We start from the raw sequence: 19669 nt of genomic DNA, 5'->3' as shown, positions 1-19669 counted from the left end.
ATATCAACCATCTCGTGGGGAGCTGACATGAAGTCGGCTGAGATTGCGAAAGCTAAACCCATAAACCTGAACCAGATAATGCTGGCGTAGGAATGAGATGTCGCGGAGTGCAACTCAACTCAATGACCCTCAGCCTCGCCAAACATGATGTGAGGCAACCATGAAACTTCCAATTTCTACCCTGATGTTAACCATGACCATGGCCGGTCCTGTGTTAGCAAGCTCTTCAGACACGCTAACGGTTTACACCTACGATTCTTTTGCTGCTGATTGGGGCCCAGGTCCTGCCGTGAAAAAGGCGTTTGAAGCGCAGTGCGATTGCACTTTGAATATTGTGGCATTGGAAGATGGCGTCACCATTCTTAACCGACTGCGTCTTGAGGGCAAAAACAGCAAAGCTGACGTGCTGTTGGGTCTAGATACCAACTTGATGGCGGAAGCCGAAAAGACAGGTTTGCTTGCATCACACAAAGTGGACGTGAAAAGTGTCACGCTTCCCGATGGCTGGGACAACACCACATTCGTCCCTTATGACTACGGCTACTTTGCTTTCGTGTATGACAAAACCAAACTCGCTAATCCACCAAAAAGCTTAAAAGAGCTGGTCGAAACGCGCGACGATATTTCCGTTATCTATCAAGACCCGCGCACGTCAACGCCTGGACAAGGTTTAATGCTATGGATGAAATCCATCTATGGCGATGATGTCGCTGCTGCATGGCAGCAATTGGCGACCAAAACCGTCACTGTCACCAAAGGCTGGTCTGAGGCGTACAACATGTTCTTAAGCGGCGAGTCAGACATGGTACTGTCTTACACCACGTCACCCGCTTATCATTTGATTGCCGAAGAAAACCCAAACTTCACGAGTGCTAATTTCGAAGAGGGTCACTACATGCAAGTGGAAGTGGCGGCAAAAGTGAAAAGCTCAAACAACTCGGCGCTCGCAGACGCGTTCATGCAGTTTATTCTAAGTGACGGTTTCCAGAACGCGATTCCAACGGGTAACTGGATGTATCCGGTCACAGGCGTTGAACTGCCAACAGGTTTTGATACCTTGTCGGTTCCAAACAAAAGCTTGCAGTTCACGCCAGAGAAAGTGGCGGATAATCGCCGCACTTGGATCCGTGAATGGCAATCAGCCTTGGTGAAGTAACATTGTGCTAAACCCTTCAAGAACGTGGCCGGGCATCCTCTCGGCTTCGTTAATTGCGGTGCTGATCAGCGCCGCTTTATTTTCTTTGCTTTCTCAAGCGCCGTCTTTAGACGTCGCATCGCTATGGCATGACCCTTACCTTCAACACGTCACATTTTTCAGTTTCAAACAGGCGCTGCTTTCTACCTTCCTCTCAGTTGGCTTAGCGATCCCTGTTGCCCACGCGCTGTCACGGCGTCAATTCAAAGGCAAAGCACTGCTGCTTAAACTCTTTTCCATGACGCTCGTCCTACCCGTGCTGGTAGGCGTGTTTGGCCTATTAGCCATTTATGGGAAGAGCGGTCTTCTGGCCGACGCCCTGTCCTTAGTTGGCATGAAATGGGATGTGAGCATCTACGGCTTGTCCGGCATATTGCTCGCACACGTTTTCTTTAACTTGCCCTTTTCTGCTCAATTGCTGGTTCAAGCTCTAGATCAAATCCCGTCAGATCAACGCCGTTTGGCGCAGCAACTCGGGATACGAGGATGGCGTCAGTTTCGCTTACTTGAATGGCCGTATTTACGCCAGCAATTACCCCATGCCATTGGTCTGGTGTTTATGCTGTGCTTTACCAGCTTTGCCACAGTGATGGCACTCGGTGGTGGGCCTAGTGCCACTACCATTGAGCTGGCGATTTATCAGGCTATCCGTTTTGACTTTGATCTTCAAACGGGTGCCTTGCTTGCGCTATGGCAACTGCTGCTGTGCGGCTTTTTCCACATTGTGGTACAGCGCATGACCAAGCCCCTTTCACTGCAAGGCAAAGACAGCAACATTCTGCTCGCCAAACGCAGTGACACTCGCTTTGAACAGTGTTGGGACTACGTATGGATTGGTTTCGCAGCCCTACTGGTACTGCCACCGTTGGTGATGGTGGTGGTGAGCGGCATCAACCCAAGTGCGCTTTCGGTGCTAACACAAGCAGCGCTTTGGCAGGCCACCGCCAATTCACTTTCGTTGGCGTTTGGCAGTGCGCTATGTGCCTTTATGTTGGGTGCAACCATTGTGCTAACCAGTCGATTTTGGCGCTTAACAGGGCATCCTAGACGCGCCGATGGCATCGAAATGACCGCATCTTTGATACTGGTGGTGCCAAGTGTCGTATTAGGCACGGGGTTGTTTTTGATGCTGCGTGAGCATATGGACGTATTCAGTTCACCGTATTGGTTAATACTCGCGGTGAACACTTTAATGGCTTTACCCTATGTCGTGAAAATTCTCAGCCAGCCCGCTTATCAGTTGTCACAGCAATACCACGGATTGTGCAGCTGTCTTGGCATCAAAGGCATCAACAGACTGCGACTGATTGAGTGGCGCGCACTCAGCACACCCATCGCGCGAGCCTTTGCTGTTAGCTTTGTTCTTTCTACGGGAGATTTAGGCGCGATTGCTTTAGTTGGTAGTCAGGATTTTCAAACGCTCCCTCTCTATTTGTTCCATTTAATGGGTAGCTACCAAATGGATGCAGCAGCGGCGGCATCGCTTGTTTTGTTTGCATTAAGTCTTGGCAGTTATGCCCTTATCGAAACATTGATCACGAGGAAACGTCATGCTGAAAGTCAGTGAATTGTCGTATCACTATCAGGCACAAACGCTGTCTTTTTCGTTTACTTCTAAGCCGGGCTCTATCACGGCGATCCTCGGCCCTAGTGGCGCAGGAAAAAGTACGCTGTTATCACTGCTTTGTGGGCTATTGCCGCCAAGCGGCGGTAATGTGCTATTCGATGATAATGCGTTTACCCAAGCCCCAGCACATGAGCGCCCACTTTCTATTTTGTTTCAGGAGCACAATCTTTTTGGCCACTTAACTGTGTTCGACAATATTGCGCTCGGTATTAGCCCGCGTTTAGCGCTCAGTGCTGACGACAAAAAATCCATTGGGCAAGCAGCAGAACAGGTTGGATTAGAAAGCTACCTCGAACGATTGCCAGGGCAGCTTTCTGGTGGCCAGAAGCAACGAGTCGCACTCGCGCGATGTCTCGTACGCAATCGCCCACTGCTATTGCTCGATGAGCCCTTCTCTGCGCTTGACCCGTCATTGCGTAAGGATATGCTTCAGCAGGTTAAGCAACTCGCTCGCCAATTCAACACCACTATTTTGATGGTCACTCATCACCCTGAAGATGCCATGGCTATCGCTGATAACGTCTTGTTTATTGATGATGGAAACGTGGTATATCACGCAGAAATCTCAGAACTCAGCGCACCAAATGAAATCATAAAACAATATCTTTCATAAATTTAGCATTGAAGTACTGGCAGACATTGCGCATCAATCAACCGCATCTATACTTATTTTTAAGACAACGAACTCATAAGAGAGATGCGATTGTGACTGTTACCAGTATTGATGTGCTGGACTCGGTGGTCGATATTACGGCCCAAACGGAGTCCGACACCATTTCTGAAAGCCTCATCACGACAATTTTGCAATTAACCCCGGCAAATCAGGTTCTGGTGTTGGATTATAATCCTGAGACAAATCCAGAGTTTATGGTCGTTGCATGTTCAGACATCTTTCTCTATGAAGAGGAAAAAGATGCGATTGAACGAGTGCTTCATAATTGCGTGACCATTGGTGACAATGTGGTGGAATTTAGCACCGCCGACAATCAATCACTGCTTGCTGTGCCTATCAAGGGCGAAAATGATGACATTAATGCGGTGGTTTTTTGCAAGTGCGATCAACTCAAAGGCGATGAAGTTCAGCTGGTGGAGGGGTTAGCAAAAATCTATGAAAACTACCAAAAAATCATTTCTGCCAGTGAGCGAGACGGCCTAACAGGGCTATACAATCGCAAGCTACTCACCACCAAAATCGATTTACTGCTTGACCGTTTTCTCATACAGGGCAACAGCATCACGGATGACCCATCCCACCACCACTGGGTTTGCATTTTTGACATCGACCACTTCAAGAAGGTCAATGATGCACTGGGTCATGTGTTTGGCGATGAGGTTATCTTGTTAATCACTGCGATGATGAAAAAAGCGTTTGGTGATGAGGATCTCCTGTTCCGCTATGGTGGTGACGAATTCGTTGTCATCATGCACCCCCAATCTCGAGAGGACATGGAAGTCACGATTCGCAGCTTTATCAAAACCGTCAACGAACGTGATTATGGTCAAGCAAAAGACGTGTCTATCTCTATGGGAGCTGCCGCCATCAGCGATCAAGAGCTCAATGCTATTACCGTGCTGGGTTTTGCTGACCAAGCTCTTTATAAAGCCAAACAAAATGGGCGCAACCAAGTCGCATTTTATGAAGATTTGATTGCCTGTGGCGAATTGCAGTCTTTGGTACCTGAAGACGACGTAGAGCTGTTCTAGCAGCCATACCCGCTATAATGTAAGCCGCCACAAAGGCGGCTTTTGTTTTTGTGACGATATATACAAATTAACAATGACACATCCATTGACAAAAACATCACATATCAATTCCCTAAATGCAGAGGGTTGCGTATAATCAACGCCAGAAAATCTAGACAGGTTGGTTATTTCGAGTTCATTTATGCCCTGCATTCGTCAGTTCACAGTTACCGCACTCACATTCTTTCTCTCTTTGCTATCGCCTGTTTCATTTGCCGATACCAAGCAACTGATCGTCACTGGCTCATCAACCTGGCAACCTTTCTCATTCATTAATCGCGACGGACAACCTGATGGGATCATGGTCGACTATTGGCGTTTATATGCAAAAGCCAACAATGTTGACGTGCATTTTCAACTCTTGCCGTGGAGTGAGTCTCTGCAGTATGCAGCGAACAACGAAGGCGTCGTTCATGGTGGGTTAGGCTATACAGGCGATCGGGCGGACAATTTAGCCTTCTCTAGAGAGCTGCCGCTCAATCACTACAATGTGAACCTGTTCGTGCAAAAAGATTTGCCTTTCGAAGATTTTGACGCCCTTGGCTCAGCGAAAGTGGGATCAGTCAAAGACAGCGCCAAACATGCCTTTCTTTTGTCACACCTTTCTGAAGAAAATATTACCTTGTACCCCACTTTTGGTTCATTAAATGAAGCGGCCTATCGAGGCGAGATTGATGTATTCATTGATGACCTGAGTACGGCGCTTTACGATATGCGCCATTCTGGGAATACTGGCCAGTTCACCTCTCGAAGCAAGCTCTACTCTTTTCCGCTCCATTTTGCGGTCGCTAAAGGTATACAAGATGACATTGCCCAAATTGAGCGCGGATTAAGTAAAATAGACGTGGCTGACATTGATGCCATTTATAACAAATGGATCCCAGCCAGTAGGCTCAATGCCACCTTACCTTGGCTGAACAAAACAGCACACTACATCATTCTTATCTCTTCCTTGGTGCTATTGATTGGTGGGCTAACGCTCTACCATCGCTTGTTGAAGTCTCGCACCAATGAGCTAAAAAATGCCGTTGAGGCACTGAAAGATTCGAATAATCGTCTTGAGAGTGCTGTTCAAAACGACGTACTGACAGGTGCAAAATCTCGACATCAATTTTTCACACAACTCGCAGACAAGCGCTTTTCGCCTTCACCTTTTGTGGTTGCAGTGCTAGACATAGATGGCCTAAAACACATCAATGAAAATCATGGTCAATATATTGGTGATATGGCACTGAAACACCTTGCGACTCAGCTACGTCTTCAGCTTTCAAATCAAACCATGTTTGCACGCCTTGGCGGCGGAGAATTTGCGATATTATTTGATTTGAGTGACAACAGTCAGGCGATGCGAAAAATTAATCAGATACAAAAAGCCCTACAACTAAGTTCACTCTATTTTGACCAACAAGTGGTGCCGGTGAAATTCAGCGCTGGGATTGGCTGTTACCCTTATGATGGTGAGCATGGCGAAGCACTGGTGCGTATCGCATCTAAGCGTATGCGGGCAAACAAACCCAGCTATGGCAATTTTAGTGCTAATGACCATGAACCAGAAAGCATGGCAGAGCGTCATTGGGCTTAATCGCAATAACGCAAAAAATCGCGACTACACAGTAGCGAAATTGGTAACCAAAACAACAAAGGCTGCCCTCGGGCAGCCTTTTCGTTATCTCGTTGCTCTATCAACTGTCTAATCGTGATTATCCATCAAGTTGCTATAGGTTCTCTTCAGCAAACTCGGCCAGACGGCTTCGCACCACGCCATTCAAATAGACGCACGCACTGCCTTCAAAGTTCTTAAATCGCTCTACGATATAGGTCAACCCTGATGTCACAGGGGTTAGATAAGGACTGTCAATCTGCGCTAAGTTACCTGAGCAGACAATTTTTGTGCCTTCACCACAGCGCGTGATAATGGTTTTAAGTTGTGATGCGGTGAGGTTTTGGCACTCATCCAGAATCACAAAAGCGTTCTGTATTGAGCGACCGCGCATAAAGTTAACCGATTTAAACTGGATGTTGGCTTTATCCATGATGTAACGCATGGAGCCATCAGTGCATTCATCGTTTTTGTGCAGCGCTTCCAGAGTATCGGTGACCGCACCAAGCCAAGGGAGCATTTTCTCTTCCTCGGTTCCGGGTAGAAAACCAATAGACTCAGCAATTTCTGGCGTATTTCGGGTGACAATAATCTTGTCATACATCCCTTTTTCCACCACCTGCTCAAGCGCAGCGGCCATGGCGAGAATGGTTTTACCACAACCTGCAGGCCCAGTGAGTATCACCAGATCGATGCTCGGGTCGAGCAAGGCATCTACAGCCATGCCTTGATAAATATTTTTCGGGCGAACCCCCCATGCTTCGCGATGCATTAAACGTTCACGACTGATGTCTTTGAGTTGGAGTTCGTTGTCATTCAACCCAACAACTCGCCCAGCAAAGTCATCACTTTCATCAAGGACATATTGGTTCATGTAGGTGTTGTCGACCATTTCACGCGGCACAGTATGCAGCGTGGTTCTGCCACTATTTTGCGTATCACACTGCCCTACTCGGTCCCAGAAACTGCCTTCGAAAACCTGAAAGCCCTTAGTAAGCAGGCTAACATCGTCGATTAACTGGTCGGTACGGTAATCTTCAACATACAGCACCCCAGCACCTTTGGCGCGAAGTCGCATGTTGATGTCTTTGGTGACCAAGACCACCTTGCGGGGCGTACGTTTGGCTTGCAGAAATAGGACGGCGTTAAGGATCCGGTTGTCACCGGCTTTATCCGCAAAGGCTTGTACTGTTTCCTTGATTTCAAAGTCTACCAAGATTGAAACCGTACCTGTTGCACCTTCATTACCGACCACTATCCCTTCAGAGATTTGATCCGGCGTTGCGTCTTTAAATATACCTTCAAGGGCCCGAATCGCTACCCGTGCATCACGGGACACATCCCGCTTGCTGTCTTTGATTCGGTCAAGTTCTTCGAGGACGGTCATAGGAATGACCACATCATGTTCTTGAAATGAATAGATGGCGAATGGTTCATGAAGCAGGATATTAGTATCCAGCACAAAGAATTTGCGTTCGGCATCGCCCATAGACACCTCCTTGGTAACATAGGCAAGTGAGACAACCCACATATTCCCCAATGACGATGACTTCGTTTAGAAAGACACTCGCATCGGGGTATATTCTTAATCGTAAGACAAATTCAAATCCTTACACGTCGATTACTCCACATTTTCACGAATTTGTTGCCTATTTGTTACACACGCCAAATTTCCTACATTGACCGTGACCATGCTCACAACTTCAAGTACCATAAGCAGCCATTTTCTCGGTGCTCATCATGGCCTACACTGTAGTTCTCGAAAAAGCACGCTCCAATTTGTGTCAGCTTTAACCAGAGGTTTCTTCACTTATGCCCTACGCCCTCGGACAACGTTGGATCAGCGATACTGAAAGTGACCTAGGTCTTGGTACTGTGGTTGCTATCGACGCACGTACCGTTACCCTAATGTTCCCCGCCAGCGAAGAAAATCGTTTATACGCCCGCAGCGATGCGCCTATCACCCGTGTGATGTTCAATGTGGGTGACAGCATTGAAAGCCACGAAGGCTGGTTTTTACAAGTCGAACGCGTTGACGAAGAAAAGGGTGTACTGACCTACACAGGACAGCGCTCGGACACCGGTGAAGACGACGTCCAGCTTCGTGAGATTTTACTGAGTCACCACATTCGCTTTAACAAACCACAAGACAAACTGTTCGCTGGTCAAATAGACCGGATGGATCGCTTTGCGCTTCGCTATCGCGCACTGAAAAACCAATATGAACAACATAAAAGTCCAATGCGTGGCCTGTGCGGCATGCGTGCTGGCCTGATCCCGCACCAGTTGTTCATCGCTCACGAAGTGGGTCAGCGCCACGCGCCACGCGTTTTGTTAGCCGATGAAGTCGGCCTGGGTAAAACCATTGAAGCGGGTATGATTATCCACCAGCAAGTGCTGTCGGGTCGCGCATCTCGCGTATTAATCGTGGTACCTGAAACGCTTCAACACCAATGGCTGGTAGAAATGCTTCGCCGTTTCAATCTTCATTTTTCTGTTTTCGATGAAGAACGCTGTGTGGAAGCCTTCGCTGATTCCGATAACCCGTTCGATACCGCGCAACTGGTGCTTTGCTCGCTGGATTTCCTTCGTAAAAGCCGCAAGCGTGCTGAACAGGCAGCAGAAGGCGAATGGGATTTAATGGTCGTGGATGAAGCGCACCACCTTGAGTGGAGTGAAGATAAACCAAGCCGTGAATATCAGGTGGTTGAAGCGATTGCAGAAAACACGCCGGGCGTACTGCTTCTGACCGCAACCCCAGAGCAACTAGGCCATGAAAGCCATTTCGCTCGCTTGCGCCTGCTGGATCCTGATCGCTTCTATGATTACCAAGCGTTTGTTAAAGAAGAACAACAATACGCACCAGTCGCGGATGCTGTCAGCCAATTGCTGTCTAACGAAACGCTAAGCAACGAAGCGAAAAACAGCATCACGGAGCTATTGTCCGAACAAGATGTTGAACCGATACTGCGTATTGTCGAAGCCAATGATGTGGATGACATTCAACGTCGTGATGCACGTAACGAGCTGATTGATAATCTGATGGATCGCCACGGCACTGGTCGTGTTTTGTTCCGTAATACCCGAGCCGCTATCCAAGGCTTCCCTCAGCGCCACCTAAACCTTTATCCATTAGCGTTACCATCACAGTATCAAACGTCCATGCGCGTGGCTGGCATCATGAGTAGTGCCAGTCAAAGCCTTGAGCAAAAAGCGATTCAGTGGTTATACCCTGAAGATATCTACCAGCAGTTTGAAGGCGAAAACGCCACCTGGTGGGGCTTTGACCCGCGCATTGATTGGCTGCTGGATTTATTAAAATCTAACCGCCAAGAAAAAGTGCTGGTGATCTGTTCGCGCGCGCAAACTGCGCTGTCATTAGAACAAGCACTGCGTGAGCGCGAAGGTATTCGTGGCACCGTATTCCACGAAGGCATGTCGATTCTTGAGCGTGACAAGGCGGCAGCTTATTTCGCCCAAGATGAAGCTGGCGCGCAGGTGCTTATCTGTTCTGAAATTGGCTCAGAAGGTCGTAACTTCCAGTTTGCAAACCAACTGGTGATGTTCGATTTGCCCATGAACCCAGACTTGCTTGAGCAGCGTATTGGTCGCTTGGATCGTATCGGTCAACAACGCGATATTGAAATCCATGTTCCTTTCATGATCGGCACCTCACAAGCATTGCTGGCGCGCTGGTACAACGAAGGCCTTAATGCCTTTGAAGAGACCTGCCCAACCGGTCGTGCCGTGTTTGAGCACGTTCAAGATGACCTGCTTCAGCTTCTGGCAAAAGGCAGCATTGATGAGTCTCTCGATGCACTGGTCGAAACCAGTGCCGAGATGCATTATCGCTTGAAAGGTGAAATGGAAAAAGGCCGCGACCGTCTGCTGGAAATGCACTCTAACGGTGGTGAGCAAGCCAAAGCGTTGGCAGAAAAAATTGCCTCACTTGATGGCGACACCAATCTAGTGACATTCGCATTGGGTCTATTTGATACGGTTGGCCTGAACCAAGACGACAAAGGCGAAAACGCCATTGTGGTGACGCCATCAGAGCACATGCTGGTATCAAGCTATCCGGGACTACCCGAAGAAGGCTGCACGATAACGTTTGATCGCGAAACGGCACTCTCACGTGAAGACATGCGCTTTATCAGTTGGGAACACCCAATGATCCAAGGCGGCATCGACTTGCTGTTGTCAGAAGAAGTGGGTTCTACGGCGGTTTCGCTACTGAAAAACAAAGCCTTGCCTGTTGGCACTTTGTTTCTTGAACTGCTGTATGTTGCCGACGCGCAAGCGCCGAAAAATTCAGGCATTCATCAGTTCCTTCCGGCTGCACCAATTCGCGTGCTTCTGGACGCCAAAGGCAATGACTTAGCTGCCCAAGTGGAATTTGAAGGCTTCAACCGTCAATTAAGCCCAGTCAACCGCCACCTCGGCAGCAAGCTGGTCTCTTCGGTTCAAACGCAGATCCATGGCTTGATTGAAATGGGAACCCCGATTGCACAAACTCATCTAGTATCGGTAAAAGAAAGTGCCGAAGCTGAGATGACCACTAAGTTGCGCTCGGAATTGGATCGTTTGCAGGCGTTAAAAGCGGTGAACCCGAACATTCGTGACGACGAGTTGGAAAGCTTGGAAACACAAATGGCGGCTCTGCGCACCTACATCAGCCAAGCACAAGTTCGTCTTGATGCGTTACGTGTGATTGTGGTTAGCCACCAGTAACCCGTTACCGGTCAACATTTGCTAAACACCCAATCAAGGCACTGCTTCGGCGGTGCCTTTGTTTTTCACTCTCTTCTTTTTCAAGCCTGTCGTGCTACACTTCCGGCCGTTTAATTTTCGAGCGAACTCATGAGCGACTTTATCTACAACCCACCAAAGGAGCCTTGGCTGGACGTTATTTATCAGGACGATGACATTATCGCCCTGAATAAACCCAGCGGCCTCTTGACCAATCCGGGCCGCGATCCGGCGCACTACGACAGCGCTTGGTCACGCATCAAACAAGAGTATCCGAAGGCAGAATTGGTGCATCGCCTTGATATGTCGACCTCTGGTTTAATTGTGTTCGCGATGCACAAAGATGCCGAACGCCACTTGAAAGCGCAATTTCGCGAGCGCGTGACTCACAAGCTTTATTACGCGCGGGTTTGGGGAAGTGTTGAGCTTGATGAAGGTCGCGTGGATTTACCGCTAATTTGTGACTGGCCGAATCGTCCGAAACAAATGGTGTGCTTCGAAACTGGCAAGCCCTCCGTCACGGACTATGAAGTGATCAAGCGCGAGAAGAAAACGACCTTAATGCGCCTGTTGCCCATCACGGGACGATCTCATCAACTTCGCGTACACATGTTGGCGCTCGAGCACCCGATTGTTGGTGATGAATTCTATGCGTATCCGCAAGCGTATAAGTATTCACCTCGTCTTCAACTGCATGCTGGCGAGTTATGTTTTCTTCACCCTGGCACAGGTGAACCCATGCATTTGTCGGCACCCTGTGATTTCTACGCCAATGCCCCTACTGATACATTGGTCAAACGTGGCATTAAAGCCGATGCAAGTTTATTGAAATAGCGGAGTCAACGTTTTACAGTGGCGGAAAAAGGAAGTCCGCCATGGAAAAGATAGTCTTTCTCGACAGCGCCACCATCCCCGCTCACATTCGCATTCCTGCGCCTTCATTTCCCCATCACTGGGAAAGCTTCGAAACCACCTTACCGGAACAAGTTCTTGAGCGTCTCGCAGATGCCACTATTGTCATCGCTAACAAAGTGATGTTAAACGCAGAGACGCTTTCTAAGCTGCCATCGCTCAAGCTCATTGCGGTATCAGCGACAGGCTACAACAATGTCGATGTCGACTGGTGCCACGCTAATGGCTTGCCTGTGTGCAATATCCGCGGCTACGCCACTCGGTCCGTGCCCGAGCATGTGATGGCGCTGGCATTTGCACTGCGCCGCAATCTCAATGCTTATCATCGCGACATCGAAAACGGTGTGTGGAAAGAGAAAAACCAATTTTGCTTCTTCACGCACCCCATCGGCGACATTGCTGACGCCACCCTTGGCATTATTGGATCGGGTAACCTTGGAGAGGGCGTCGCGACACTCGCAAAAGCGGTGGGCATGACGGTAATACGTTCAGAGAGAAAAGGCGCTGCGCACACCCGAGAAGGCTACGTGCCGTTTGAAACCATGCTCGCGCAAGCCGATGTTGTGACGCTTCACTGCCCACTTAACGAAAACACGACAAATTTGATGAGCACCAGCGAGTTCGCTCAGATGAAGTCGTCAGCAATCTTAATTAACGCGGGTCGTGGCGGCTTAGTTGATGAGCAGGCGCTCGTTGAGGCACTGAAGAAAGGTGTGATTGCGGGTGCGGGTGTCGATGTGTTCACGCAAGAGCCAGCAACCATGTCGAACCCGTTACTGGCTCATGCGGGTATGCCGAATCTTATTCTCACGCCACACGTTGCATGGGGATCAGATTCCAGCATTCAGGCCCTGGCAAACCAATTAACAGAGAACATGGACGCCTTTATCAAAGGCGCCCCTAAGAACCTGGTTTAGATAAGCCGCCGGCAAGTTTAGAAAAGGGCTACTTGAAGCCCTTTTGTTTCTTAATTAAATCGTAAGCACCTTGAATTTCTTGTGCTTTTTGCTTGGCGATTTCCATCATTTCCGGAGGTAAGCCTTTCGCGGCTAACTTATCTGGATGGTGCTCGTTCATCAACTTGCGGTGCGCACGCTTAATGGTTTGCCCATCGGCATCCTCGTCAACACCCAAGATTTGATACGCCCCTTTTAGACGCTGACCCGTATCCGGCTGCCATTGCTGATGATGCCCGCCACCACTTTGACCTTGCTGTTGATAGAAATGGAACGCGGCTTCTTGCATAGCAAGGCGCTTTTCAAGCTGCTGGCGTGAAAAACCCAGCATATCAGCAATGGTATACAGTACCTGACGTTCGCTTGGCTGCACGGTGCCATCGGCATACGCGGCTTGGATCTGCACTTCCAAGAAGAATTGCAGCAAGTCAAAACGACCACCGGTGGTTCGCCTCACATCTTGCAGTACGTCTTCAAGCGGGAAGTTGCTTTCTTTGCCTTCCCGAAATGCATCTTGAGCATGGCGGCGTGCTTCACCTTGCAGTCCCATTCGATCCATCAAGACCGACGCTAAACGGATTTCATTTTGCGTAACCTGCCCTTTAGCCTTAGCCACGTGTCCCATCACCGAAAAGGTGGCATGAAAATAGGCCTGCTGACGCACTTGTTGATCCGCACCTCGAAATCCACCACCAAAGGCGGTATTTCGTCTCGCTTTATCGAACTTATACCCTAAAAATAGACCTAACAGTAATCCGAATGGACCACCAAGCAGGTAGCCAAAGAATGCCCCTAGAACTTTTCCCCAAACTGCCATGTTTATTTCTCTTTTTGATTAATCTATTTCGTTTGCAATAACGCATCTTTAACACATACCCAAGCTACCTTCAAAAACATGATTACAGAGGTAGTTTGGGTATATGAGTAATTTGCATTATCATAACCCACATTTTACAGCACAAATTTGCTAGAGTGCCGCGCGACAGTATACCAGCGCTGTATGCCAACAACAGGATTGAGTTTTAATGTCACTGACTGCCAAAAGTTTTTTATCCTCCATGATTTGGCTCGCGCTACATGGTCAGGCTGTGGCGGAGCAGGCAAATATCGACCAAGGCAGCACAAAACCCTTGGTGATCCCCAAAGAAACCTGCCTCGCACCAGAGTATCGCTGTCTCGCCAAAAATGAGAAAGCTGACGACATTAACAATCTTCCGGTCACTATCGTTGCAGACCACGCCGAAGCAAAAGCGAACGAGAAGGCTATCTATCGTGGCGATGTGATCGTCACACAAGGTAACCGAACCGTGAAGTCGGATACCGCGACCCTGCGTCAGCCAGAAAATATCGTGACCGCACAAGGAAACGTGTATTTCCATGATGGTGAAATTTCAGTCAAAGGCAAAACACTGCAGAGTAATCTCGACAACGAAGACACCACGTTAACCGACGCAGAATACAAAATGATGTGTACACCGGGCCGTGGTCAAGCAAAACGGGTGTTTAAGAATGGCACCACGTTTTATGAGCTCGATGACGGCACATACACGACGTGTCCGGATGAAGATAACAGCTGGCGTTTCAGCGCGGGGAAAATTGAAAAAGAAGACGCAGATATTTTCGCGGACCTCTACCATGCCCGATTTGAAGTGCTCGATACACCTATATTCTACCTTCCTTACCTTCGCGTGCCCGTTGAAGATGGCCGCCTGACGGGTTTTCTCTACCCATCAATAACTTGGAATGACAGTGACGGCTTCGAGCTGGAAACGCCATTTTATTGGAATATCCACCCTCAAGCTGACATGTTGATCACACCAAAATACATGTCCAACCGTGGTCTATTTATGACCATGGAGCCGCGTTACCTCACCGAGGCTGGCAGTGGCAGCATGGTGTTTGAATACATGGGTACCGATGAGCTCTATCCAGAGTTTGACAAAAGCTGGGGTCAACTGGCGCCATTCTGGCATTCAAAATCACTGGAAATATGATATTGATTACAGCAAGGTCAGCGATATTGGCTATTTCGGGCGCCATACTGACTCACGTGTCGGTAGCCGTGAAGACAATACCTTGCTGCAAACGGGTGATGTGTCTTATCGCGATCTTAACTGGGATACCACGCTCAGTGTCCGCAGCTTCCAATCACTGAGCCCAAACACCTCAGTCTATAAGCTACTGCCACAGCTAGCCATGAACTACTATCGCCCTGAATTGGCTTATGGAATGGATTTTTCACTGCCATCGCAGATCAGCAAGTTTGCCACCGATAACGACACAAAACCCGATGCACTGCGCGTTAACCTAGAACCCACCATTACTCTGCCTTACAACCTGCCATGGCTCAGCGCTTCGGCCGAAGGCAAGGTTTATTACACCTACTACGATCAGTCTAATGTCAAAGGCGTGACGGGCTACAACGGTGAAACATTGGAAGAAAGCGTCTCTCGCGTTGTTCCTATGGCAAAGCTGCATGCAACAATGACTTTAGAGCGTGATGGCTCATTCTGGGACAGTAATTACACCCAGACCTTAGAGCCGCAAGTTCAGTACCTGTATATCAAAGACGTCGATCAAAGCGATATATACAACCCGGTCAACTATGCTGGCGGTGGCTATGATACCGCCCGCCTACAAACCGACTACTACGGCTTATTCCGTGCTAACCAATTCAGCAGCGTCGATTACATTAACCCTGCGAACCAATTTACCCTTGGTGCAGCATCACGCTTTTTTGATGATGCCTACAAGGAACGTTTTAACATCGCATTTGGCCAAATTTACTATTTGGATCGCCAGCGAGATGAATCAGACACGCCAATCAACTACTCAGCATGGGCGGTTGAAAGTGAATTGAACCTGAGTGACAAACTGTTTGTGCGCGGTTCAGTGGAATATGACAGCAACTTGAGCAACCTGCAGTTTGGTAACGCCACACTGGAATACCGCGATGGTAGCTTCTTCGCACAAACCAGTTACCGTTATGTCTCAAAGGACTATATTTCCAGTACCATAGGTGCTGACAACCTAGATCGAATCACCGAAGATGGCATTTCCCAAGCAGGTCTGGTGACAGGCTTTCCCATCACCGACAACGTGAACTTCCAAGGGCAGTATTTCCACGATCTAACCCAAGATTTAATGCTGGAAAACCAACTTGGCATCACCTACACCTCGGCTTGCTGGGTGATAGGATTGAACTACAACGAATACCTATTAGCCAGAAGCAACATCAATAACCCTGCAGTCTATGACAACAGTATTTCTTTGTCCTTCAGCTTATTGGGACTGGGTACAAACGCAGGCTTTGGCTACAGCACAGGCAGTGGCAACGCATTGGGATACCGCAACCCATTTGGCCTGAAGAATTAATAGTGAGATTTTGGAACAGCTAATGAATAAATGGACGAAAGCTTTACTGGCCGCAACAATCTCAGCCAGTTCGTTGTCAGTCTCTGCCTCACCGGCAGAGCTAGATCGCGTGATCACTGTCGTGAATGAAGGCGTGATCTTATCAAGTGATATTGAGGCATTGAAGAAAACGGTAGCGCTTAACGCGAACGCAGAATCACTGCCACCCGCCGATGTCTTAGAGCGACAGATCCTTGATCAACTGATCTTAGAAGAATTACAGCTTCAAGAAGCAAACCGCCTAGGTATCCGCATTGATGATACTCGCCTAGAGCAAGCTATCGACGCGATTGCGGACGAAAAGAAAACATCAGTGGCAACGTTAAGAGAGTCTCTTAAACGCAGTGGCATTTCTTGGTCAGAGTATCGTGACCAGATCCGCCGTGAAATGACCATTAGCGAAGCGCGCAATGCGCAAGTTCGTCGTCGTATCAATATTTTGCCACAGGAAGTGGATTCACTTGCTTCACAACTTAATGCTAAAAATTTAGAAAAAGTCGAATATCGAATCAGCCATATTCAGCTGCGCTTAGACGAGGATGCTGAAAAAGCGGAGAGAGATGCCGTTGCGTCTAATGCTGAAGCACTGACAAAGCAACTGCAGCAAGGCAAAGACTTTGCCAGCTTAGCATTGGCCAATTCAAAAGGACCCAAAGCGCTAGATGGTGGGGATTGGGGCTGGTTGCGCCTTGAAGAGATGCCAACGATTTTCGCTGACCAGATCGGCAACAATGGCAAGGGTTCCGTTCTTGGTCCTTTCCGCAGCGGCGTGGGCTATCACATTCTGAAAATCACCGACGTGAAAGGGCTCGAATCTATCGCCGTCACGGAAGTGAAAGCACGACACATTCTGATCAAAACCTCGATCGTTCTTAGCGATGAAGGTGCACAGCGCCAACTGCAGCTGATGGTCAAGCAAATCGAGAATGGTGATAAAACCTTTGATGATTTAGCGAAACAATACAGCGCAGACCCTGGTTCAGCGGTAAAAGGTGGCGATCTCGGTTGGCAGACCACTGAAATTTACGTGCCTGAATTTAAAGATAAAGTTGATGCACTCACAAAAGGGGATATCAGCGAGCCGTTTAAAACTGTGCACGGCTGGCACATTGTTGAGGTCCTTGATCGCCGTCAGGCAGATCGTACCGACGCTGCCATGCAAAACCGTGCCTACCGTATGCTGATGAATCGTAAGTTCAACGAAGAAGCTCAGGCTTGGTTGCAAGAGCTTCGCGCGGGCGCTTACGTGGAACAAATTGGTGATGCGGATGAAAGCTAATCCTCAACGTATCGCTATCACACCGGGTGAACCTGCTGGCATTGGCCCAGACTTAGTGCTGGCGCTTGCGCATGACAATTGGGATCACCAACTGGTGATTTGTGGCAACAAAACCATGCTGGCCGAGCGCGCTAACGTACTTGGTATCGATGTGGAATTTGAAGACTACGATGCCTCTCAACCAGCGAAAGCGCACAAGCCTGGCGTGTTAGTGGTGTGTGACGAACCTCTTGATACAGACGTCATTCCCGGTCAACTAAATGAAGCCAACGGCCGCTACGTACTCAATACGCTAACGCGCGCAGCCGAAGGTAATATGCAAGGCGAATTTGCCGCTGTCGTCACTGGACCCGTTCACAAAGGCGTGATCAATCGTTCTGGCGTGTCTTTTAGTGGCCACACTGAATATTTCCAACATCACGCCAATGTACCGCAAGTGGTCATGATGTTGGCGACTGAAGGGCTGCGCGTGGCACTGGTGACCACTCACATCCCTTTGGCCTATGTATCAAAAGCGATTACGGAAGAGCGTCTGTTTCAAGTCATTGACATTCTAAATGACGATCTCAAAACCAAGTTTGGTATTGCCGAGCCAAAGATTTACGTCTGTGGCCTCAATCCCCATGCAGGTGAAGACGGCTGCCTTGGCCGAGAAGAAATCGAAGTCATTGAGCCAGCGCTCGACAAATTGCGTGAACAAGGCATGAATCTGATTGGACCGTTACCCGCAGACACCCTCTTTCAAGACAAATACCTGAAAGACGCCGATGCCGTGCTAGCGATGTATCACGATCAGGGCTTGCCTGTGTTAAAATTCAAAGGATTTGGAAAGTCGGTCAACATCACCCTTGGCCTACCTTTCATCCGAACTTCTGTAGATCATGGTACCGCATTGGATTTAGCGGGTACCGGTACGGCGGATACTGGAAGCCTGCGGACAGCGCTCTCCCACGCCCTCGAATTAGTAGATAAGAAAGCATGAGCGATAAAGTCCACCTAGGCCACCGTGCCCGTAAGCGTTTTGGTCAAAACTTCTTGAACGACCCGTACATCATTGACGGCATTGTGTCTGCCATTAACCCATTACCAGGCGAAAACTTGGTTGAGATTGGTCCTGGCCTTGGCGCACTGACTGAGCCAGTTGCACGTGAAATCGACAAAATGAGCGTGGTTGAGCTTGACCGCGATCTGGCAGAGCGTCTTCGTAACCATCCTGAGTTGTCAAAAAAACTGACAATTTATCAAGGTGATGCGATGAAGTTCGATTTTGCTGCTTTGTCGTCACCAGAAAATCCTCTAAGGATTTTCGGTAATTTGCCATACAACGTGTCTACCCCACTGATGTTCCACCTGTTTACCTTTACAGGCGCAGTGAAAGACATGCACTTTATGCTGCAAAAAGAAGTAGTTAACCGTTTAGCGGCTGGCCCAAACAGCAAAGCGTATGGCCGTTTGACCGTCATGGCGCAATACTACTGTAAGGTTGTTCCTGTGCTAGAAGTGCCACCAACGGCCTTCACGCCTGCACCTAAAGTAGATTCAGCCGTTGTGCGCCTTATCCCGCACAAAGAATTACCGCACCCAGCGACCAGCTTGAAGTGGCTAGAGCGCGTGTGCCGAGAAGGTTTCAACCAACGTCGTAAGACCGTGCGTAACTGCTTTAAAGCGCTGGTTGAAGTGGAGACACTTGAGCTTCTTGGTATTAACCCTACGTGTCGTCCAGAGAGTTTAACATTGGGACAATTTGTCGCACTGGCGAACTGGCTGGATGCAAACCACCAACAGCAATAAAAACAACAAGGAAGCGCGACAGGGATGGTTAATCACAAATTTATGGTTCGGGTTGTCACTCATTTTGTTGAAGAGCAATCCGACCCAGATAACAAACGTTATGTGTTCTCTTACACCATCACCATTGAAAACAACGGTGATCACGACGCACAACTCCTTCGTAGAAAATGGTTAGTGACCGATGCGAATGGCAAAAAATTAGTGATTGAAGGTGATGGGGTTGTGGGTGAGCAACCGCTCATCGAAGCTGGCGAACAATACACCTACACCAGTGGCACCGTGATCGAAACACCCGTCGGGGCGATGCAAGGTTTTTACTCCATGGTCGATATGGATGACAAAGAGTTTGATATCGAAGTCATGCCATTTCGCCTCGCCTTACCCAATATCCTTCACTAGTTTT

Annotated in this window: 14 protein-coding genes, 1 pseudogene and 1 riboswitch; of the genes and pseudogenes, 13 read left to right on the top strand and 2 right to left on the bottom strand. The window is 48.7% G+C overall.

The features are described from left to right. Positions 1-5: 5 nt before the first annotated feature. Positions 6-110: riboswitch (TPP riboswitch) on the top strand. Between the two features lie 50 nt (positions 111-160). The 5 genes from thiB (at position 161) to AC3CIC_RS01675 (ending at position 6147) form a co-directional block, all read left to right on the top strand. Then, a complete protein-coding gene (thiB, locus tag AC3CIC_RS01695; protein ID WP_488515196.1) occupies positions 161-1156 on the top strand; it encodes a thiamine ABC transporter substrate binding subunit in 996 nt (331 codons plus the stop codon). 4 nt (positions 1157-1160) lie between these two features. Next, positions 1161-2762 (top strand): thiamine/thiamine pyrophosphate ABC transporter permease, encoded by a 1602-nt coding sequence (gene thiP / locus AC3CIC_RS01690; RefSeq protein WP_488515195.1) that lies wholly within the window; start codon positions 1161-1163, stop codon positions 2760-2762. Next, the gene (thiQ, locus tag AC3CIC_RS01685) at positions 2746-3435 is read left to right on the top strand and encodes a thiamine ABC transporter ATP-binding protein (RefSeq protein ID WP_488515194.1); all 690 of its coding nucleotides are present in this window, start codon (positions 2746-2748) and stop codon (positions 3433-3435) included. The genes thiP and thiQ overlap by 17 nt, the downstream gene beginning before the upstream one ends. Before the next feature lie 92 nt (positions 3436-3527). Next, positions 3528-4526, top strand: a complete 999-nt coding sequence (locus AC3CIC_RS01680; protein ID WP_488515193.1) for a GGDEF domain-containing protein — start codon at positions 3528-3530, stop codon at positions 4524-4526. Between the two features lie 181 nt (positions 4527-4707). Then, positions 4708-6147, top strand: a complete 1440-nt coding sequence (locus AC3CIC_RS01675; protein ID WP_488515192.1) for a transporter substrate-binding domain-containing diguanylate cyclase — start codon at positions 4708-4710, stop codon at positions 6145-6147. Between the two features lie 133 nt (positions 6148-6280). On the opposite strand, the gene AC3CIC_RS01670 is transcribed toward AC3CIC_RS01675, so the two are convergent. Continuing rightward, positions 6281-7654: a PhoH family protein gene (locus AC3CIC_RS01670; protein ID WP_394212246.1), complete on the bottom strand. Its 1374-nt coding sequence runs from the start codon at positions 7652-7654 to the stop codon at positions 6281-6283. Positions 7655-7977: 323 nt separating this feature from the next. On the opposite strand from AC3CIC_RS01670, the gene rapA reads away from it, so the two are divergent. The 3 genes from rapA to AC3CIC_RS01655 all read left to right on the top strand — a co-directional run bounded on the left by rapA (position 7978) and on the right by AC3CIC_RS01655 (position 12743). Continuing rightward, a complete protein-coding gene (rapA, locus tag AC3CIC_RS01665; protein WP_016959014.1) occupies positions 7978-10896 on the top strand; it encodes an RNA polymerase-associated protein RapA in 2919 nt (972 codons plus the stop codon). Positions 10897-11025: 129 nt separating this feature from the next. After that, a complete protein-coding gene (gene rluA / locus AC3CIC_RS01660; protein ID WP_016959015.1) occupies positions 11026-11748 on the top strand; it encodes a bifunctional tRNA pseudouridine(32) synthase/23S rRNA pseudouridine(746) synthase RluA in 723 nt (240 codons plus the stop codon). A gap of 41 nt (positions 11749-11789) precedes the next feature. Then, the gene (locus AC3CIC_RS01655) at positions 11790-12743 is read left to right on the top strand and encodes a D-2-hydroxyacid dehydrogenase (RefSeq protein WP_488515191.1); all 954 of its coding nucleotides are present in this window, start codon (positions 11790-11792) and stop codon (positions 12741-12743) included. A gap of 28 nt (positions 12744-12771) precedes the next feature. Here AC3CIC_RS01655 and djlA read toward each other — a convergent pair whose 3' ends face one another. After that, positions 12772-13599, bottom strand: a complete 828-nt coding sequence (gene djlA, locus AC3CIC_RS01650) for a co-chaperone DjlA (RefSeq protein ID WP_488515190.1) — start codon at positions 13597-13599, stop codon at positions 12772-12774. A 208-nt stretch (positions 13600-13807) separates the two neighbouring features. On the opposite strand from djlA, the pseudogene lptD reads away from it, so the two are divergent. The 5 genes and pseudogenes from lptD (at position 13808) to apaG (ending at position 19665) form a co-directional block, all read left to right on the top strand. Next, positions 13808-16157 (top strand): annotated as a pseudogene (gene lptD / locus AC3CIC_RS01645) (LPS assembly protein LptD). Positions 16158-16179: 22 nt separating this feature from the next. Beyond that, a complete protein-coding gene (surA, locus tag AC3CIC_RS01640) occupies positions 16180-17475 on the top strand; it encodes a peptidylprolyl isomerase SurA (RefSeq protein WP_394212238.1) in 1296 nt (431 codons plus the stop codon). Continuing rightward, positions 17465-18457 carry a 4-hydroxythreonine-4-phosphate dehydrogenase PdxA gene (gene pdxA / locus AC3CIC_RS01635; protein ID WP_488515189.1) on the top strand — a complete coding sequence of 331 codons (993 nt, stop codon included), beginning with the start codon at positions 17465-17467 and terminating at the stop codon, positions 18455-18457. The genes surA and pdxA overlap by 11 nt, the downstream gene beginning before the upstream one ends. Beyond that, positions 18454-19266, top strand: a complete 813-nt coding sequence (rsmA, locus tag AC3CIC_RS01630) for a 16S rRNA (adenine(1518)-N(6)/adenine(1519)-N(6))-dimethyltransferase RsmA (protein WP_016959021.1) — start codon at positions 18454-18456, stop codon at positions 19264-19266. The genes pdxA and rsmA overlap by 4 nt, the downstream gene beginning before the upstream one ends. A 24-nt stretch (positions 19267-19290) precedes the next feature. Further along, entirely contained in the window at positions 19291-19665 is a 375-nt protein-coding gene (gene apaG, locus AC3CIC_RS01625) for a Co2+/Mg2+ efflux protein ApaG (RefSeq protein WP_016959022.1), read from the top strand. Positions 19666-19669: the final 4 nt, after the last annotated feature.

Source organism: Enterovibrio sp. QJM3NY_24, assembly GCF_057786035.1.
The sequence above is the reverse complement of the archived record's forward strand: the minus strand, read 5'-3'. Positions and strand labels throughout refer to the sequence as shown.